This is a genomic window from Chromobacterium sp. FG22 (assembly GCF_057809415.1).
The window spans coordinates 103127-121929 of sequence record NZ_JBMDJX010000005.1; the positions used below are offsets into that span (position 1 = coordinate 103127).

General features: G+C 65.2%; 20 protein-coding genes. 12 read left to right on the forward strand and 8 right to left on the reverse strand.

Annotated features, from left to right (window positions below; genetic code table 11):
• Window positions 1-115: 115 nt before the first annotated feature.
• The 8 genes from ACODSD_RS06890 to ACODSD_RS06925 all read left to right on the forward strand — a co-directional run bounded on the left by ACODSD_RS06890 (window position 116) and on the right by ACODSD_RS06925 (window position 7445).
• Window positions 116-304, forward strand: coding sequence for a DUF1843 domain-containing protein (locus ACODSD_RS06890; RefSeq protein ID WP_107798863.1), 189 nt, complete (start codon window positions 116-118; stop codon window positions 302-304).
• Window positions 305-351: 47 nt separating this feature from the next.
• On the forward strand, window positions 352-975 hold the full coding sequence (locus ACODSD_RS06895; RefSeq protein ID WP_227103346.1) for a DUF1842 domain-containing protein: 624 nt from the start codon (window positions 352-354) through the stop codon (window positions 973-975).
• 45 nt (window positions 976-1020) lie between these two features.
• A complete protein-coding gene (locus tag ACODSD_RS06900; protein WP_107798861.1) occupies window positions 1021-1623 on the forward strand; it encodes a DUF1842 domain-containing protein in 603 nt (200 codons plus the stop codon).
• An 80-nt stretch (window positions 1624-1703) separates the two neighbouring features.
• Window positions 1704-3170 carry a GDL motif peptide-associated radical SAM/SPASM maturase gene (locus ACODSD_RS06905; RefSeq protein ID WP_488877024.1) on the forward strand — a complete coding sequence of 489 codons (1467 nt, stop codon included), beginning with the start codon at window positions 1704-1706 and terminating at the stop codon, window positions 3168-3170.
• A 219-nt stretch (window positions 3171-3389) separates the two neighbouring features.
• Window positions 3390-4391 carry a substrate-binding domain-containing protein gene (locus tag ACODSD_RS06910; protein ID WP_107798859.1) on the forward strand — a complete coding sequence of 334 codons (1002 nt, stop codon included), beginning with the start codon at window positions 3390-3392 and terminating at the stop codon, window positions 4389-4391.
• Between the two features lie 206 nt (window positions 4392-4597).
• A complete protein-coding gene (gene gntK, locus ACODSD_RS06915; RefSeq protein WP_235088454.1) occupies window positions 4598-5125 on the forward strand; it encodes a gluconokinase in 528 nt (175 codons plus the stop codon).
• A 1-nt stretch (window position 5126) separates the two neighbouring features.
• Complete coding sequence (gntU, locus tag ACODSD_RS06920; RefSeq protein WP_253313630.1) at window positions 5127-6464, forward strand: gluconate transporter; 1338 nt, start codon at window positions 5127-5129, stop codon at window positions 6462-6464.
• A gap of 75 nt (window positions 6465-6539) precedes the next feature.
• Window positions 6540-7445 (forward strand): GGDEF domain-containing protein, encoded by a 906-nt coding sequence (locus tag ACODSD_RS06925; protein WP_488877025.1) that lies wholly within the window; start codon window positions 6540-6542, stop codon window positions 7443-7445.
• 7 nt (window positions 7446-7452) lie between these two features.
• Here the strand turns inward: ACODSD_RS06925 and ACODSD_RS06930 are convergent, their stop codons facing one another.
• Together ACODSD_RS06930 and ACODSD_RS06935 are read right to left on the reverse strand one after the other, a co-directional pair.
• Complete coding sequence (locus ACODSD_RS06930) at window positions 7453-8274, reverse strand: hypothetical protein (protein ID WP_488877026.1); 822 nt, start codon at window positions 8272-8274, stop codon at window positions 7453-7455.
• A gap of 60 nt (window positions 8275-8334) precedes the next feature.
• Window positions 8335-8490 carry a hypothetical protein gene (locus ACODSD_RS06935; RefSeq protein ID WP_158274252.1) on the reverse strand — a complete coding sequence of 52 codons (156 nt, stop codon included), beginning with the start codon at window positions 8488-8490 and terminating at the stop codon, window positions 8335-8337.
• 207 nt (window positions 8491-8697) lie between these two features.
• Here ACODSD_RS06935 and dhbC point away from each other — a divergent pair, with 207 nt between their 5' ends.
• From dhbC to ACODSD_RS06955, 4 genes are read left to right on the forward strand one after another with little or no spacing between them, the layout of a single operon-like run.
• Window positions 8698-9882: an isochorismate synthase DhbC gene (gene dhbC / locus ACODSD_RS06940; RefSeq protein WP_166451738.1), complete on the forward strand. Its 1185-nt coding sequence runs from the start codon at window positions 8698-8700 to the stop codon at window positions 9880-9882.
• Window positions 9879-11525, forward strand: coding sequence for a (2,3-dihydroxybenzoyl)adenylate synthase (locus tag ACODSD_RS06945; RefSeq protein ID WP_253313627.1), 1647 nt, complete (start codon window positions 9879-9881; stop codon window positions 11523-11525). The genes dhbC and ACODSD_RS06945 overlap by 4 nt, the downstream gene beginning before the upstream one ends.
• Window positions 11522-12412, forward strand: coding sequence for an isochorismatase family protein (locus ACODSD_RS06950; protein ID WP_488877027.1), 891 nt, complete (start codon window positions 11522-11524; stop codon window positions 12410-12412). The genes ACODSD_RS06945 and ACODSD_RS06950 overlap by 4 nt, the downstream gene beginning before the upstream one ends.
• Window positions 12409-13203, forward strand: coding sequence for a 2,3-dihydro-2,3-dihydroxybenzoate dehydrogenase (locus ACODSD_RS06955; protein ID WP_488877028.1), 795 nt, complete (start codon window positions 12409-12411; stop codon window positions 13201-13203). The genes ACODSD_RS06950 and ACODSD_RS06955 overlap by 4 nt, the downstream gene beginning before the upstream one ends.
• A gap of 237 nt (window positions 13204-13440) precedes the next feature.
• Here the strand turns inward: ACODSD_RS06955 and ACODSD_RS06960 are convergent, their stop codons facing one another.
• From ACODSD_RS06960 to ACODSD_RS06985, 6 genes are all read right to left on the reverse strand, one after another.
• The gene (locus tag ACODSD_RS06960; protein WP_107798850.1) at window positions 13441-14445 is read right to left on the reverse strand and encodes a BMP family lipoprotein; all 1005 of its coding nucleotides are present in this window, start codon (window positions 14443-14445) and stop codon (window positions 13441-13443) included.
• Window positions 14446-15029: 584 nt separating this feature from the next.
• The gene (locus ACODSD_RS06965; protein WP_488877029.1) at window positions 15030-15581 is read right to left on the reverse strand and encodes a tail fiber assembly protein; all 552 of its coding nucleotides are present in this window, start codon (window positions 15579-15581) and stop codon (window positions 15030-15032) included.
• A gap of 9 nt (window positions 15582-15590) precedes the next feature.
• On the reverse strand, window positions 15591-16784 hold the full coding sequence (locus tag ACODSD_RS06970) for a hypothetical protein (protein ID WP_488877030.1): 1194 nt from the start codon (window positions 16782-16784) through the stop codon (window positions 15591-15593).
• Between the two features lie 2 nt (window positions 16785-16786).
• Window positions 16787-17356, reverse strand: coding sequence for a YmfQ family protein (locus ACODSD_RS06975; RefSeq protein WP_488877031.1), 570 nt, complete (start codon window positions 17354-17356; stop codon window positions 16787-16789).
• Window positions 17353-18417, reverse strand: coding sequence for a baseplate J/gp47 family protein (locus ACODSD_RS06980; RefSeq protein WP_488877032.1), 1065 nt, complete (start codon window positions 18415-18417; stop codon window positions 17353-17355). The genes ACODSD_RS06975 and ACODSD_RS06980 overlap by 4 nt, the downstream gene beginning before the upstream one ends.
• Complete coding sequence (locus ACODSD_RS06985; RefSeq protein ID WP_488877033.1) at window positions 18417-18767, reverse strand: phage GP46 family protein; 351 nt, start codon at window positions 18765-18767, stop codon at window positions 18417-18419. Before ACODSD_RS06985 ends, ACODSD_RS06980 begins: the two co-directional genes overlap by 1 nt.
• Window positions 18768-18803: the final 36 nt, after the last annotated feature.

Here is an 18803-nt window from a genome sequence, read left to right on the forward strand (position 1 = left end):
CCATCCCAACTGCTACACCGATAAGCACTGCCGCGCGGCCGGCAGCCGCTACCGCGCCCGGTCGTCCCTGGCCGTGCGTCCACCTCAAATCATTCAGCGCAAGGAAGTGAACACCATGAGCCATCTTCCCACGCATCAAACGCTGCCTTATGGCGTCGCCATTCATCAGGCGATCGCCGAAGGCAACCTGGCGCAGATGAAAACCTTGCTGGAGCAAGGCGAGCAGCATCTGCACCAATACGGCGATCTGCACGCCGCCATTGAGCAATTGAAGCTGGAAATCACTCGTCTGGAACGGCGCTGAGCGCCGCGCAGCCCGAGGCATCCCTCACCTTTCGTTTTGGAGGTCTTATGTCAGGCAATACTCAGACTGAAATCGGATTGTTCCCCGTCAGCTACCTCATCGGCAACGATCTGGCGGGCGCGCCGACGCTGCTCTTGAACCTGCTGGTGGCGCCCCCCACCCACTCTGTGACCGGCAGCGCCCACGTCGTCAACCAAAGCCTCCACCCGCCGCTGAACCTGCACTCCCATGTTCACGGCCAATACGCCTACCTGGGCGTGGTGCCGACCAGCGAGGGCCGCATCCTGATCTCCGCCCAAGGCCACAACGGCAACACCACCAACTTCAAATTGCACCTGGTGCTCAGCCACGACTGGAAAAAGGGCATCGCCAATTACAGCTATCTCGACGGCTCCACATGGGTGGAAGTGGACAATGTGCCGGCCAAGCTGAACCCGGAACTGAAATCCCGCTATTTCCCGCTGCCGCTGGAACCCGGCCCGGTGATCCTGCCCAATCCGCCCATCAACGCCCTGTACGGCGTGCCGATCCAAAGCGCCATCGCCAGCGGCGACCTGGCCCATATGAAAACCCTGGCCGCTTACGCCAAACAGCAGCTGGACGCCCAGCCGCAACTGCGCAAGGAACTGGATGCGCTGAAGGCGGAAATCACCAAGCTGGACCGCAAATAAGCAGGCGCTCGCGCCGATACCTTCCCATTCGTCAAGGAGTGCTCCATGTCAGCAACAGGATTGTTCCATGTCCGTTACCTCATTTCCCAACCGGTGCTGGGCGCGCCGGTCCTGACCCTGGACTTGCTGGTCGACACGCCGCAGAAAAAGATCAGCGGCCACGCCAGCATCACCCAGAGCGTCAGTCCGCCGCTGCAGTTCCAGGCCAATGTCTGGGGCCATTACAGCCAGGCCAAGCTGGACCCGTCGGCCGAGCATCACATCGTGCTGTCGCTGGAGGGCAGCCCCAGTTCGCCCAATAGCCAGATCGCCGAAACCTTCCATCTGCAAGGCATCCTCGATCAGGACTGGCAGGACGGCCACGCCAGCTATCGCTTCTTCTACCAGGAAGCCTGGCACACCGTCGCGCACGCCATCGTCACCGAAGCGCCGGCCGTGCACCCGGAGCCGCGCGCCGGCAGCAAGCCCTATCCGCACCCCATCCCGCTGTACGCCGCCGCGCTGCAACAATCGCGCGTCAGCAGCAATCTGGCGCAGATGAAGTCCTTGGCCGGCCAGGCGGAAGAGCAGTTGAAGCAGCACGACAATATCGAGGCCGCGCTGAAGCAGCTTCATGCTGAAATCGCCCGCCTCGAAGGCAGGCACTAAACCGCCCCTCCTCATCCGCGCTTGTTCAAAGCCCAGGAGCGCCCGCCGGGCGCTCCTCGCCCTCTCTCAAGGACCCGCCCATGCTAGACGACAGCCCCGCCGTCCGCCCTGCACGCTATCTGGACGACGAAGACTTCAAGCGCTACGTCCCAGTGCACGTGGTTTGGGAAATCACCCTGGCCTGCGATCTGAAATGCCTGCACTGCGGCTCCCGCGCCGGCCACCGCCGCCCCAACGAGCTGTCCACCGCCGAATGCCTGGAAGTGATAGACGCGCTGGCGGCGCTGGGCACCCGCGAAATCACCTTGATCGGCGGCGAGGCCTATCTGCGCAAGGACTGGACCCAGCTGATCCGCGCCATCCGCGGCCACGGCATGTATTGCGCGATTCAGACCGGCGGCCGCAATCTGAACCCCGCCCGGCTGCAACAGGCGATAGACGCCGGCCTCAACGGCGTCGGCGTGTCGCTGGACGGCCTCGCGCCCCTGCACGACAAGGTGCGAAATGTGCCGGGCGCTTTCGACAAGGCGGTGGACGCCTTGCGCCGCGCCAAGGCCTCCGGCCTCGCCGTCAGCGTCAACACCCAGATCGGCGCGGCCACCATGCCGGACTTGCCGGCGCTGATGGATCAGATCATCGAGCTGGGCGCCACCCACTGGCAGATCCAGCTGACGGTGGCGATGGGCAATGCGGTGGACAACGACGAACTCTTGCTGCAGCCCTACCAATTGCTAGAGCTGATGCCCTTGCTGGCGCGGCTTTACCGCGAGGGGGTGGAACGCGGCCTGTTGATGAACGTGGGCAACAATATCGGCTACTACGGCCCTTACGAGCGGCTGTGGCGCGGCTTCGGCGACGAGCGGGTGCACTGGAGCGGCTGCGCCGCCGGTCAGACCGTGCTGGCGCTGGAGGCGGACGGCACCGTCAAGGGCTGTCCCTCGCTGGCCACCGTCGGCTTTTCCGGCGGCAATGTGCGCGACATGAGCCTGGACGACATCTGGCACCACAGCGAGGGCATCCATTTCGGCCGGCTGCGCTCGGTGGACGATCTGTGGGGCTATTGCCGCGGCTGCTACTACAACGACGTCTGCCGCGGCGGCTGCACCTGGACCTCCCACTCGCTGCTGGGCAAGCCCGGCAACAATCCCTACTGCCATTACCGCGCGCTGGAACTGGAAAAACAGGGCCTGCGCGAGCGCATCGTCAAACTGCAGGACGCCGCGCCGGCCTCCTTCGCCGTCGGGCGTTTCGACCTGATCACCGAGGACATCGCCAGCGGCCAGGAAGTCGGCCGCATCAGCCGCAGCGGCCAGGTGATCGCGCTGACTTGGAAAAACAAGGGCAAGACCGCGCCGCGCGAAGGCCGGCCGCCGGCCAAGCTGGCGCTGTGCCGGCAGTGCCAGCAATACATCCACCCCGACGAGACCTGTTGTCCGCACTGCGCGGCCGACGTCGCCGCCGCCGAACGCGATTACCTGCAAGAACAGGCCAAACGCCAGCAAGTGATCAACAATCTGCGCCGCCTGCTGGGTTTGCCGGACGATTAAGACGCCGCGCCGGCGCCGAAACGCGGTTTTATGCCAAAAAACTCGGCGCCGCCGCCACGGCCATCCACTGGCCATAGCTCATTTGACGAAAATCGGTCTACAATCGCGGCTTGCCTAGCCTCACCACGCCGCCATGGGAGCCCGATGCCCGCATGAACCGTTTCGCGCCGTTCGCCCTATCCCCGGAAGCCGTCGCTTCCGCCTTGCCGGGCCCGCGTCATGAGCGATAAGCCGCGCCGCCCGTCGCTGCAGGACATCGCCGACCGGGTAGGCACTTCCAAGATGACGGTCAGCCGTTATCTGCGCAACGCCAGCCTGGTGTCGGACGCCACCGGACAGCGCATCGCCGGCGCGATGGAGCAACTGGGCTATATCCCCAACCGGGTGCCGGACCTGCTGGCCCGCGCCAAAAGCCGCGCCATCGGCGTGCTCTTGCCGTCCATGTCCAATCAGGTGTTCTCCAGCCTGGTGCACGGCGTCGAAGCCATGACCCGCGAGGCCGGCTACCACACGCTTTACGGCCATTACTGCTACGACATCGAACAGGAAACCCGGCAGGTGGAGCAGCTGCTGTCCTTCCAGGTGGACGGGCTGATCCTGTGCGAAACCGTTCACTCCGAACGCACTTTGCGCATGCTGCAGGTGGCGGCCATCCCGGTGGTGGAAGTGATGGAGCTGCCGACCCAGCCCATAGACCTGGCCGTGGGCCTGGACCATCAGGCCGCCGCCGAGGACATGACCCGGGCCATGATCGCGCGCGGCAAGCGGCGCATCGCCTATCTGGCCGCCCGCCTCGACCGCCGCACCCGCTTGCGCGCCGCCGGCTACCGGGCGGCGATGGAGCAGGCCGGGCTGATCCCGCTGGAGATCCAGACCGAACAACATTCCAGCTTTCAGCTTGGCGGCGAAATGCTGCGCCAGGCCATGGCCTCCGCGCCGGATCTGGACGGCGTGTTCTGCACCAACGACGACATCGCCGCCGGCGCGCTGCTGGAGGCCCAGGCCATGGGCCTGGCGGTGCCGGAGCGCATCGCCGTCGCCGGCTTCAACGCGCTGGACATCGGCGCCGCGCTGCACCCGCGGCTGGCCAGCGTGGTCACGCCGCGCGAAGCGATAGGCCGGCTGGCGGCGCAACGCCTGCTCGGCCGCATCCACGGCCAGCGTTACGCCGATCCGGTCGTGGACCTGGGCTATACCCTGAGCCTGGGCGGCAGCGTCTAAGCCGGTGCCGGAATACGACACCGGCCTCCCCGTAAAATCCCTTAGCAATCAAGCCCTCAAGCGATGACGCCGGTTCCGGATCAAGCCCGGCGCTCAAAACGCTTGCCTGCTCGCCGCAAAGCCGACATATTGTCATCGGCATGATGTTACCGGTAACAATCACGATCCGCCTTCAAACGAAAGCGACAACTCATTGGAGTGGCTTCATGAATTCCACACCACATCAGGTTTACGTGCTGATGGGCGTCTCCGGCTGCGGCAAATCGGCGCTCGCCGCGCGGCTGGCCCAACACCTGACATGCGCCGTGCTGGACGGCGATTTCCTGCATCCGCGCGCCAATATCGACAAAATGGCCGCCGGAACGCCGCTGGACGACGCCGATAGGCTGCCCTGGCTTGCCGCGCTCAGCGACGCCGCCTACGCCATGCAACGCAGCAACGCGCTGTCCATCATCGTCTGCTCCGCGCTGAAACGGCGATACCGCGACCAGCTGCGCGCCGGCAACCCCCAGCTGTCCTTCCTCTACCTGAAAGGCGATTTCGACTTGATCCTGCAACGGCTTCAAGCCCGGCAAGGCCATTTCCAGAAGGCCGATATGCTGGCCTCTCAATTCGCCGCGCTGGAAGAGCCGGGGCCGGACGAGACCGACGTCCACGCCCTGGACATCCGCCCCGAGCTGGACAGCGTCGTCGCCGGCGCGCTGCGCCTGATCCAGTCCCGCCAGGAGCGCTGACATGTCCATCGCAACCCTGGTATTGACCGCGCTGGGCTCGGTCGCTCTGTTGTTGTTGCTGGTGATGAAGGCGCGCCTGCACGCCTTCATCGCGCTGATGCTGGTCTCGATCGGCGCCGGCGTGGCCTCCGGCATGCCGGTGGAGAAAATCGCCGACACCATGCAAAAAGGCATGGCCGGCACGCTGGGCTTCCTCGCCGTGGTGGTGGCCTTGGGCGCCATGTTCGGCAAGATCCTGCACGAAACCGGCGCGCTCGATCAGATCGCCGACCGGCTGCTGAGCCGCTTCGGCGAACGGCGCGCGCATTACGCGCTGGGCGTGGCCGGACTGGTCTGCGCGTTGCCGCTGTTCTTCGACGTCGCCATCGTGCTGTTGATCGGCGTGGTGTTCGCGGTGGCGCGCCGCACCGGCGGCAATGTGGTCAAGCTGGCGGTGCCGCTGTTCGCCGGCGTGGCCGCGGCGGCGGCCTTCCTCTTGCCCGGTCCCACGCCCATGCTGTTGGCTTCGCAGATGCAGGCCGACTTCGGCTGGATGATTCTGATCGGGCTGGCGGCGGCGATTCCCGGCATGCTGCTGGCCGGGCCGCTGTTCGGCAGCTTCATCAGCCGGCACGTCAGCCTGGCGCTGCCGGACGACATCAGCGAGCCGGCTCTGGATCGCGGCCGCATGCCCTCCTTCGCCTTCAGCCTGACCCTGGTGCTGTTCCCGCTGGTCATGGTGGCCTGCAAGACCCTGGGCAGCCATCTGGCCGCGCCGGGCTCGGCCGTCTACCACTGGCTGCAGTTCATCGGCCACCCGTTCAGCGCCATCCTGGCCGCCTGCCTGATCGCCATCTACGGCCTGGCGATCCGCCGCGGCATGGACGCGGAACAGGTCATGCGCGTCTGCAACGCCGCGCTGCAACCGGCCGGCATCATCCTATTGGTGACCGGCGCCGGCGGCGTGTTCAAGCAGGTGCTGGTGGATTCGGGCGTGGGGCCGGCGCTGGGCAACGCGCTGATCGGCGCCGGCCTGCCCATCGCCGTCGCCTGCTTCGCGCTGGCGGCCGCGGTCAGGGTCATACAGGGCTCGGCCACCGTCGCCTGCCTGACCACGGTGGGCCTGGTGCTGCCGGCCATCGAAACCATGGGCTTGTCCGGCGCGCAGCTGGCGGCGCTGTCCATCTGCATCGCCGGCGGCTCCATCGTGCTCAGCCACGTCAACGACTCCGGCTTCTGGCTGTTCGGCAAATTCACCGGCGCCGACGAGGCTCAGACGCTGAAAACCTGGTCGCTGATGGAGACCATACTGGGCACGACCGGCGCCCTGGTCGGCATGGCGGCCTTCGCCATGCTGTGACGCGCGGCATGCGCCTTGGCAAGCATGGCCGCCGGGTACGATACTCACTGAAACACGCTTGAGTAGCCCACCGCCATGACGGACCCCCTCTGCACCACCCTGCTTGCCTTGCTGGACGACAGCGCGGTCCTGATCGCGCTGTTCGACCCGCAAGACATGCTGCGCTACGCCAACACCGCCTTTCGCCAAAGCTTCTTCCTGTCCCAAGAGGAATACCTGAGTTGGGCGGAACTCATGCGACGAAACTACCGGCAGAAGCAAGGCTCGCGGATAGAAACCGACGATATCGAAGCCTGGCTGCGCTCCGCCTGTTCGCGCCGCGGCAAACTGCCTTACCGCGCATTCGAGGCCGATCTATGCGACGGCCGCTGGATGTGGATGACGGAAACCATGAGCGCGGACGGCTGGATGCTGTGTCAGGCCAGCGATATCACCGAACTGCGCGCCGACAAGCGCGAACTGCGCCAGGCCCGCGACGTGGCCGTGCGCGCCGCCCAGACCGACCCGATGACCGGCATCAGCAACCGCACCCATCTGATGCAGTTATTGCAACTGCTGTTGCAGCAGCGGCTTCAACACGCGGCGCCGGCCTGTCTCGCCATTCTCGATCTCGACCACTTCAAGCGCATCAACGACCTGGAGGGCCATCCGGCCGGCGACCACGTCATCTGCGGCTTCGTCCAGACCGCGCGCGCTCAGCTGCGGCAAAGAGACGGCTTCGGCCGCTTGGGCGGCGAGGAATTCATGCTGCTGCTGCCGCAAACCTCGCTGCTGGAGGCCGAGCAATGCTGTGAACGGATTCTCGCCGCCGCGCGGCTGGACCGCCCCCTGGCGGCCAAGCCCGAGCTGGGCTACACCTGCTCGATCGGGCTGACCGAGCTGCGGCCCGACGACGACATCGCCAGCTGCTACGCGCGCGCCGACGAAGCGCTGTACCACGCCAAGGGCAGCGGGCGGGATTGCGTGAGCAGCGTGCGTTAAAACCGGCTCAGTCGGCCGTGGCCAACAGCTCGGACGCTTGCCAGCGCTGGAATCGCCGCTGCGCCGCCGACACGCTGGACGCGGTCAGCGTCAGGCCGCCGCAAGCCGGCGCCCAGTCTTCCGCGCGCTCCGGCGCGTCGTCGAAGGCCAGCAAATGCGGCGCGCCGCCGGCCGCCATGCCCGCGCCCAGCAACACCGCGCCGTCCGGATTGCCGGCGCTTTCCACCAGGCCCACCCGCCCCTCGTTCAGCAGCATCGGGAAACGATGGCTGGCCGCCACCGCCTGGCGCGCGTCGCGAGCGATCTGCAGCTTGTCCGCGTCGCCGGGCTCCAGCAATACCGGGCATGGCAGCGCCGAAGCCAGCTCCCGATGAATCTGACTCTCGATCACGGTGGGCGGCAGCAACACCGCGCTGACCAGATCGCTCAGATACGCCATCTCATTGGGCTGAATCAAGACATGCGCCAAGGGAACGCCCGCGGCCAGGCATCGCAGATAAACCTTTCTTTGCTCCAACAGCGCTTGTCGTCCGCGCCCCGTCGTCGCGACGGCAAGCGGCTGGGCCAACACGCTCCAGCCCGCCTCCCGCGACAGCCAGGCGCTCAGCTGTTCAGCCTGCTCCAGCAAGGCCGGCAGCGGCAAACGCAGCAACAGCAGGCGGCGCGTCCCCGTTCCGGCTATCGCGGCCTGAGTCAGACGGCGGCCGCGCGCCACCGTCTCCCGCGCCCTGTCGTCCGCCATCGCGTCGGCCATCAGTTCCCGCGGCGAGGGCAAACGCAGTAAGCCCATCGGCTCCGCCGTCTGCGCACTATCGGGAACACCGTCCATGCTATCGCTGCCTTCAAAATACATTGTCGCTCTCCATCCTGCGCCTGCCATGCAAGCGGTTCAATTGGCGGCTACGATATTTTTATTGATAATGATTGTCAATTGCATTCTTGTTCCAGACAAGCAAATCGCATAGCCAACCACTCCCTCTTCATCCCTGAGTAGCCCACCGTCTTGCCCGCTTAGTCGCTCTTTCCAAACTTTATCGACCGGCAAGGACAACTCCTTAATCCCACACCCTTCTCACGACCCAAGCGCTTCAAAAAAACAGTATTCCCCCTATATCCCTAGTCAAAAAATGTGGAATCAATATCATCTGTACGCAATATCACCGTATTGCAATGGATAACGATTATCATTTATATTCGCCCTCGACGCTCAGACGAGCCATCCCCCACCTACCCAGTGGACTCAGGAATAGCGATGAACCAAACCTCACTCGACCCAGCCTATAGCGGCGAACACAATCTGTTGGCCGCCTACCAGGCCGATTCCGCCTTCTTCTTCGCCTCGCCATGCCACACCCTGCTGGCCGAAGGCATCCAGCAAGTGATCACCGACACCGATCCCAGCGCCGCCATCGCCGCCGCGCTGGCCGCCCAGCCGGACCCGGCTCAGGCCGTGGTCGTCGGCGCCATCCCCTTCATGCCGGAACAACAGCCGTGGTTGTTCGTGCCGCAACAAGTGCGCCGCGCCGACGCGCTGCGTCAGGAACAGCGCAGCGCCCTGCGCCAGCCCTTGCAAGCCGATTGCCAATTGACGCCGCAGCCGGCGCCGGCCGCTTACTGCCAGGGCGTCAGCGACGCGCTGGCCCGCATCGGCAGCGGCGCGCTGGACAAGGTGGTGCTGTCGCGCACCTTAGAGCTTTCCGCCAAGCAGGCCATAGACCAGCGTCAATTGCTGCTCAATCTGGCCAGCCAGAACCAGCACGGCTACACCTTCGCCGTGCAGCTGAGCGAAGACGGCGCGCCGCGCCGCGCGCTGATGGGCGCCAGCCCGGAACTGCTGCTGGCCCGCTACGGCCGGCAAGTGATCACCAATCCGCTGGCCGGCTCCGCCGCGCGCAGCCCGGACCCGGCGGAAGACCGCCGCCGCGCCGACGCGCTGCTGGAGTCCGGCAAGGACTTGTTCGAGCACAAGCTGGTGATCGACGCCGTGGTCGAGGCGCTGGCGCCGTACTGCCGCGATCTGCAAGTGCCGGCCGGCCCGTCCCTGGTCTCCACCGCCACCATGTGGCATCTGTCCACCCGCATCAGCGGCGAGCTGATCGATCCGGCGGTGGGCTCCTTCGAACTGGCGCGCGCGCTGCACCCCACCCCGGCGGTGTGCGGTTTCCCGGCGGACCCGGCGCGCAGCCTGATCCGCGAGATCGAACCCTTCGACCGCGGCTTCTTCACCGGCATGGTGGGCTGGTGCGACGGCAAGGGCGACGGCGAATGGGCGGTCACCATCCGCTGCGCCGAAATCGCCGAACGCACGCTGCGCCTGTTCGCCGGCGCCGGCATCGTCACCGGCTCGCTGCCGGAAAGCGAATTGGCCGAAACCGCGGCCAAATTCCGCACCATGCTGCGCGCAATGGGCCTGGCCGATCTGGCGGAGGCGGCATGAGCGAGCAACAACTGGACTGGACGCCGTGGCCTGAAGATTTCGCCCGCCGCTACCGCGAGGCCGGCTATTGGCAAGGCCAGACCCTGTTTTCCATGCTGGCGGCCCAGGCCGAGCAGCAGCCGGAAAAACTGGCGCTGGTGGCCGGCAAGCAGCGGCTGAACTACCGCGAGCTCAAGCTCTACGCCGAGCGCCTGGCCGCCGGCCTGTACGCGCGCGGCCTGCGTCCCGGCCAGCGCGCCGTGGTGCAGCTACCCAATTGCGCCGAGTTCTTCATCGTCGCCTTCGCGCTGTTCCGCCTCGGCATGCTGCCGGTGTTCGCTTTGCCGGCGCACCGCCGCGCCGAAGTGTCCTACTTCTGCCAGCACACCGACGCCGCGGTCTATTTCTGCGCCGATCAGCACGCCGGCTTCGACTACCGCGCGCTGGCGGCCGAGCTGCTGCCGCTGGCGCCCTCGCTGCAGCAGGTGATCGTGGCCGGCGACGCCGGCGACTACACCCCGCTCAACAGCCTCTATCTGATGGACCAGCCCTTGCCGGCGGAGCCGGACCCCAGCGGCCTGGCCTTCTTCCAGCTCTCCGGCGGCAGCACCGGCGTGCCCAAGCTGATTCCGCGCACCCATGACGACTATCTGTACAGCTTCGCCGCCAGCGCCGAGATCTGCGGCCTGAGCCGCGACAGCGTCTATCTGTGCGTGCTGCCGGCCGGCCACAACTTCCCGATGAGCTCGCCCGGCAGCTTCGGCGTCTTCCACGCCGGCGGCACCGTGGTGCTGGCTTCCGGCCCCAGCGTCGACGAATCCTTCGAGCTGATCGAGACCGAGGCCGTCACCATCGCCGCCCTGGTGCCGCCGCTGGTGCCGCTGTGGCTGGACGCCGCCGCCAAGCAGCCGGGCAAGCTCGCCAGCCTGCGCCTGCTGCAAGTGGGCGGCGCCAAGTTCGGCCCCGAGCTCGCCGCCCGCGTCGAGCCCGCGCTGGGCTGCAAGCTGCAGCAGGTCTTCGGCATGGCCGAAGGCCTGGTCAACTACACCCGGCTGGACGACGGCCCGGAGCAGGTGCTGAACACACAAGGCCGGCCGATCAGCGCCGACGACGAAGTGCGCATCGTCGACGACGAGGACCAGCCGGTGGCGCCGGGCGAAGTCGGCCACCTGCTGACGCGCGGCCCCTACACCATCCGCGGCTACTGGCGCGCCGCCGACCACAATCAGCGCGCCTTCACCGCCGACGGCTTCTACCGCACCGGCGACCTGGTCAGCATGAACGCCGACGGCTATCTGACGGTGGAAGGCCGCGCCAAGGACCAGATCAACCGCGGCGGCGAGAAAATCTCCGCTGAGGAAGTGGAAAACCACCTGCTGGCCCACCCGCTGGTGCGCGACGTCGCCATCGTGGCGATGAGCGACCCCTATCTGGGCGAGCGCTCCTGCGCCTTCATCATCCCGCGCGAGCAACAGGCGATCCGCCTGCCCCAGGTGGCCGCCTTCCTGCGCGAGCGCGGCCTCGCCGCCTACAAGATTCCGGACCGGCTGGAGCTGGTCGACACCCTGCCGCAAACCAGCGTCGGCAAGGTCAGCAAGAAAACCCTGCGCCAGATGCTGGAACAGAAACTGGCCGCGCAGTCCACCCAAAGGTCACAAGCATGAGCATTCCCCGCATCGCCCCCTACGCCATCCCGTCGCAACTGCCGGACAACCGCGTCAACTGGACGGTGGCGCCGCAGCGCGCCGCGCTGCTGATCCACGACATGCAGGAATACTTCCTGGATTTCTATGACCGCGAGGCCGAGCCGGTGGCCACCGCGCTGCGCAATATCGCCGCCATCCGCGCGCGCTGCCACGAGCTGAACATTCCGGTGTTCTACACCGCCCAGCCGGCGGAACAGGCCGACAGCGACCGCGGCCTGCTCAACGATATGTGGGGCCCCGGCCTGCCGGCGCGTCCGGAACGCCATCCCATCGTGGCCAGCCTGAGCCCAGCCTCCGACGACACCGTGCTGACCAAGTGGCGCTACAGCGCCTTCCAGCGCTCGCCCTTCCTCAACCTGCTGCGCCAGCAAGGCCGCGACCAGCTGATCATCTGCGGCATCTACGCCCACATCGGCTGCATGAGCACCGCGCTGGACGCCTTCATGTACGACATCCAGCCCTTCTTCGTCGCCGACGGCCTGGCCGACTTCTCCGCCGACCGCCACGCGATGGCGCTGGAATACGTGGCCCAGCGCTGCGGCGTGACCCTGGACAGCCAGCGCCTGCTGGGCCAGCTGGACCAGCAGGCCGCACCGGCCAGCGCCGCGCCCAGCGCGGAAGCGCTGCGCGCCGCCATCGCCGAACTGCTGCAACAGCCGGCCAGCGACATCGGCCTGGACGACAATCTGCTGGACTGGGGCCTGGACTCCATCCGCCTGATGAGCTTGCTGGAACAATGGCGCGCGCTGGGCGCGGAAATCGACTTCATCGAACTGGCGCAGCAGCCCACCGTCAACGCCTGGCAGGCGCTGCTGGCGCGCCAGCTGGACGGGGCCGCCGCATGAGCGCCAGCTACCCGGAATTCCACGGGCGGCTGGCCGTGGTCAGCGGCGCGGCCCAGGGCATAGGCGCGGCGCTGGCGCGCTCGCTGGCGGACCAGGGCTGCCGCGTGGCGGCGCTGGACCTGCGCGCCGACGGCCTGCAGCAGCTGGCGCTGCACACGCCGGCCCACGCCGACGGCCGCATCATCCCGCTGCCGCTGGACATCCGCGACGGCGCGGCGGTGGAACAGGCGGTGGCCCGCATCGAAGACGAGATCGGCGCCATCGACATGCTGGCCAATGTCGCCGGCGTGCTGCGTCTGGGCACGGTGGAACAGCTCAGCGACGAGGACTGGCTGCAAAGTTTCGCCGTCAACACTCACGGCGTGTTCTTCCTCAGCCGCGCGGTGGCGCGGCGCATGCAGGCTCGCCGCCGGGGTGGCATCGTCACCGTGGGCTCCAACGCCGCCGAAGTGCCGCGCACCCAGATGGCGGCCTACGCCGCGTCCAAGGCCGCCACCACCCAGTTCAGCAAATGCCTGGGCCTGGAGCTGGCCGAGTTCGGCGTGCGTTGCAACATCGTGTCGCCCGGCTCCACCGACACCGCGATGCAGCGCCAGTTGTGGAGCGACGACGCCATCCCGCCGGCCATCCTGCAAGGCTCGCTGGAGCAGTACCGCACCGGCATCCCGCTGCAACGCATCGCCACACCGCAGGATGTGGCCAATGCCGCGCTGTTCCTGCTGTCGGATCAGGCGCGTCACATTACGCTGCACAATCTGTACGTGGACGGCGGCGCGACGCTGGGGATCTGAGAACCTGTTTACGATCTGCTGCGCGTCGGCGATACGGCGTTGAAACCGGATTCGAAATGCTCATGTACCGTATGTACACTCCGCTTTCTCAGCCGTTTTCGCCTTGTCTCACCTTAGCTCGCGAGATCGTAAACAGGTTCTGAACACCTATTCACGATCCGCAAAGAAAAACGGGCAAGACCATTGGTCTTGCCCGTTGTCACGTCGCCGCGCCAAGCGCGGCGCGGCTCCGGCGGATCAGTTCACCGGGCAGCGGTTGGCGGCGCGGTAATCCACCACCTTGATCTTGCCGCTGACGATGTCCTTGCGCGCCTGCAGAATCTTCTTCTCCATCTCAGGCGTGATCAGCGAACGGTTGTGCGGGTCCAAGGCCCAGTCCACGCCGTTTTCCTTCAGGCCCATCAGCTTGACGTCCGGCTTCCACGCGCCGTTCTTGGCGTCGCGCATGGTTTCATACACCGCGTTGTCCACGCGCTTGACCATGGAGGTCAGCACCACGCCCGGCTGCAGATAGTTCTGATTGCTGTCCACGCCGATGTAGAACTTCTTGGCGCCCTTGGCCGCCTGGATCACGCCCATATTGGACAGCGCCGCCGCGGCGAACACCACGTCCACGCCGCGATCGAACTGGCTCTTGGCCAATTCCCCGCCGCGCGCCGGGTCGTTGAAGGCGGCGTGGGTGGTGCCTATCATGTTCTGCATCACCACCGCCTTGGGATTGGCGTACTTGGCGCCCTGGGCGTAACCGCAGCCGAAGGCGCGGATCAGCGGCACGTCCATGCCGCCCAGATAGCCCACCTTGCCGCTCTTGGACTTGAGCGCGGCGGCCATGCCCACCAGGAAGGAGCCTTCCTGCTCCTTGAAGGCGATGCTCTGCACATTCGGGCCCTTGGCCACCGAATCCACCAGGGTGAACTTCACCTTGGGGAACTCCTTGGCCACGGTCTCGATGGACTGGGTGTAGGCGAAGCCCACCGCCACCACCAGGTCGGCGCCCTTGCGCGCCATATTGCGCAGCATCTGCTCTTTCTGAGCGTCGTTGCTGACCTGGCCTTCGCGGTAGTTGATGTGGAATTCTTTCTTGAATCGTTCGGCGCCGTTGAATGCCGCTTCATTGAAGCTCTTGTCGAACTTGCCCGCCTGATCGTAGATCACGGCGACAGTGAAATCCTTGGCTGCAACCGGGCCTGCCAGCAAGATGGCAGCGGTTGCGCCTGCGATGTGTTTCAGCGCAAACGTCATGTTTTATCTTTTCTATGTGGATTACAGGCGATGCGACAGCGCCGCGGGCGGCGTTGCCGGCGCTTCAAGCGAAAGACGGAGGGGGAAACCGAGTGGACCGCGGCTGCCGGAGCAGACGGGACGAAACAGAACCACGCCGCTGCGAACCGCAGCGGATACAACGCGCCAATTGAAGCTGCCGGATTGTAGGCAGCCTGCCGCCGGCTGTAAACCGGCGTGGCCGAATCCTGCAACAACAGGTCGAAAAACGGACAGCTCGCCATAAGAACCTGTTCACGATCTTTTCAAACCGGAACGGAAGTATTGTTCAAAGCATTGAATCCGCTACGCGGATGATGATTTAGGGCCGGTTCCGCCCGGCGAACGGAAAGGGAGATTTGCGCGGCCAAATCTCCCTTTACCCTAAAGGCCGCCCTGCAAGCCTGGCCTCCGGCTCCCCGTCGGGGCCCGTCAGGCCCGAGGCGCGGCTGAACTCGCAGCGCGCTAATGTAACGCGGCACGCTATTTGGCACTCATTTTCGACAGTTTTGACACCGCCAAATGAAGCCAAATAGCGTAATTTTGCGCTCTAATTGTCACCTAACTTATGGCGGTGTTGGCCAGTCTATCGCCGCTGGAAATCCGGCTTGCTGCGGCACCCTCGTGAGCAACACTCGGTAGCGCTTCCACGCCGTCAACACAGCCTCCTCAGCGGCAGTCGACATGCTCAGTTCAACCGCATCCTGCAACGGAGTGATCGCTGCATCCGCTACGGCTCGACGCCGCACAATCTCGGCACCGGCCGCAGCGGCTTGAGCAGCGCGCTCCGCAGTAGCATCTATTCGCCAGCCATCATTGACCCACACCGCAAAATGTGGCGGCTCCAACTCGGTGGCCTGCAAACTGTCAGGGGTATCGCCCAGCTGTGCCCGCACGGGCTGCGCCGTCGCCTTGCTCCACAACTTGAGCGCGCGGTAATCCACCACCAGTTCCCAGCGCTCTCCTTTCCATACCGGGCATTTGCCGTCCTTGGCTGCTGGCGGAGTTTCAAGCGTGCTGTTGGCGTAGATCATGAATTCACCATCCACCAGCGGCATCGGCTCGGCCGGAGCTACATAAGTGAAGACGCCATCAGCGTCAAAGAAATACTGTTCCATGGCTGTCTCCTAGAACTTTACCGCGACCAACATCGCGACATTTCGCGGGCGAGTCGTATACCGGCTTACTGATGTCGATCCACCCAGAGCCAGCGGCCCCGTAGTGAAGTATGAGCCGCTAGATGACTCAGCAATGATCGCATCGGCATACTGCGGCAAATCAGCCCCAAATGGATAGCTGCCGGCAATCCCGGCAGAACGCGGTGTGACAAGTATTGCGCTTGTCGGCGAGCCTGCAAAAACACCGATGTTTTGCACTTGCGTCGCCGCTTGCCCGCTGCCGAAAGTTCGGCCGGAGTCAACTCCTCGGCCGTCGTCCCAATAGCGTGGAAATTCGCCTCGCACGTCGTAGATACGAAACGTCGTACCGTCTGGATTGTCGGCGACGGCGATGGCCCCAGCAGCCCAAACGCCCGCTGACACCATGATCCCGTTGTGGATCGCCCAGTTCCTCAGCGCGGCATGTTGAGTTCTTGGCAAGTTGGTCACACCTGACCTGATATAGCCTGGCCGCGCAGTTTGCTGTGCGTCCAACAGCGGAGCGCCGACAAGCACAGACGCGTAGCCTGTATAGCTTGCGCCGTTCGCAGTGAACGCTTGCCAGGTCATCCATCCGTTGAAATCGTCGTGCCAGATCGGGCCGATGTCTGATGTTGGCAACGCGGAACCTGTGGTGTAACGGCGCACGCCGAGGGCAGAAACAGCGGACTGGACAAACTGAGTCGACGCGCCGCGATCATCATTTGCCCCTACTGGTGCGGTCGGAAAATGAGGCGTAGCCAGCAATGTCACAACATCGGCGGAATTGATAGATAGCGGGATGGTCTCTTCTAAGAAGTTGCGCCCAGGCGATAAATTGCGCCGGAAAGAGAGGTGCCCCCCGTCCGCAATGAAGCGCCAGCAGCCGTCAACGCCGGTATGGTCCGTCTCGTTCATGACCACGTTCGGGTAGGCGCCGTTTATCTTGAGAGCGTCGGCCACCACAGCATTGTTCTTGTCAACTTTACCTGCAAGAGCGGCAAGCAGCAGCGTTTTGACTTGGTCATCATCGGCTGGATCAAGTGAGGCACCCAGGCCCGTTACAAGATTGGCCACTTCGTTTTGCAGGGTGTTGAGCCACAACGCCGTCACAATCGTGCCGAGGTCGCCAGTCGCCGGGTTACCATCATGAAAAAGGCCGTCCGGGGTATTGATCAGTTGCATCTCTATGTCTCCTGGTAGGCAAAATAAACAAAGGTGTGTGCCGGCTTGAGGTTGTTCATGACTTCCTCAAGGATCGGGTCTCCAAATGCTGTTAAACGCTCGCCCGCCGCGGATAGACCCGCTTGAAAGCGGAACGCACGCGCGCTTTCGCTATGCACAACCACCTGCCACACCCAGACAATGCCGGAGACCCACAGCGTGTCACCTGCCCGATTCACGCCGGCTCGGAACGGCTGCGGCTCATTGATGGTGATCTGGTAGCCCAGCCCGGCCGCCAAACGGATGAAGTACGGGATGGACAAGCCGCCGATCTCCGCCAACTTAGCCAGCACGGCCTGCAGGCGCTGCTGATAAGGGGCGCTGGCCGGCGGGGTGATGCCGCAGACGCGCTCCCAGTTCAGCAGCAGTTGCTGCGCCAAAAATGGCGTCACTCCGCCCGCGACGTAGCGCGCGCTGACCTGCACGGCATCCAGCGCCTTGCCTTCCGCGGTCAGCTCCGCTCGCAAAGTGCCGCCACTGGGCGCATAGCTCACTGGCGGCAACAGTAGGGTCAACAGCTCATCGTGGTTCATGGCATCGCCGTCACGGTGATGGTGCCCACCCGCACCCATTCCACCTTGGTTTCATCCACCACCGGAACCACGTTGGCGGCCGGCAATGTCACCACGCGGTCGAGCACCCCGGACAGATCAGAGACCAGTGCTTCCATGCGGCTTTTGATCGCGGTTTCACCTGGCGCGAGCTGATTAAAATAGACGCCCAGCGCCGCCTCAATCTGCACTTGTGCGGCGGCCAGGGTGATACCGGACAACTTCACCTGGACGGAGACGTTTGTCGTCTTGGGCGTTGGGGCCAGCACCAGGCAGTTCTTGGCCGTGACTGGACGCAGGTCATCGATGTAGTCCTGCACCGCGTCGATAGTTGCCTCCGACGGCAGCGCACCGGCCGATGTGATCGCCACGTCGACGGTGCCGAGGCCACGGCGCAGCGGATAGACGTAGGCGGCGGTTACGCCCGGCACCTCCATCGCCCAGCGCCGGTAATCGTGGCGGTTGCCGCCGGCCGGCGGGCGACGGATCAGCTCCAGCAGCCGCGCCAACAAGGCGGCGTCGTCTTCTTCGTTGACGCCGCCGGTCATGGTCACGATGCTGGCCGCGCTGGTGACGCCGGACGGCGCGGCGGTCAACTCCAGCGCCGCATTGGCTGCGGCGTTGCCGACAGTGCCTGCGGTATTGGCGACGGCCGTCACGGTGGCGATGCCGCCGCCGTCGATCACGCCGGCCGACGTGGTGGTGTACACCTGGTCGCCCAGCTTTGCGGATAGACCAGTCGGCACCGACGCGCCCGGCGTGCCGTATGCCTTGATCTGCCCCTGGGCCGCCACTGCCGCCTTGCGAGCAAGGCCGCGAACGCGGGCATGCAGCTCCAGGTACTCGCGGTCGGCGGTGTCGGGGAAGATCTGGCGCACGATCCAGCTTTGATGCTGGTACAGCCCTTCAACGGCGCTGGCGACCGAGCTGGCGCGGATGAAGTAATCGCTATCGGGGCCAATGTCGGCATCCGGCAACTGGTTCTTGATGTCCCGCAATAGATCGTCGCGGATCTTGGCGAATGCGGGAACGGAGAAGGCCATCACGCGACCCTCACAGGGTGCTGAAAGCGTTGTACACGGCCGCTGATGTCTTCAACCTGGATGTGCAGCTCAAGCCAGCCGGGTTGCTGGCGAGACGTGGTGACAGCCACGCTGTTGGCGCGACCGTCCTTGATCAGCGGCGCAAGCGCCTGCTCCGAGTATTGGCGGGCAAGCACAGCCACGCGGCTGACGTCCTTCTCTCGCTGCAGCTCGTGCAAGCGCGAACCCAAGGAGGGGTCGGCCCACCAGCTGCCCAGCGGCGTCATCAGCCGCAGATAGACCGCGTTGGCCAGGGTGTCGGTGCGGAAGCCGGTGTAGTCGCCGGTTTTGGGGTCAATTAAAGCGTCCATGCCCCGATTGTCGGGGCATGGTTGTGGCGAAGCTCA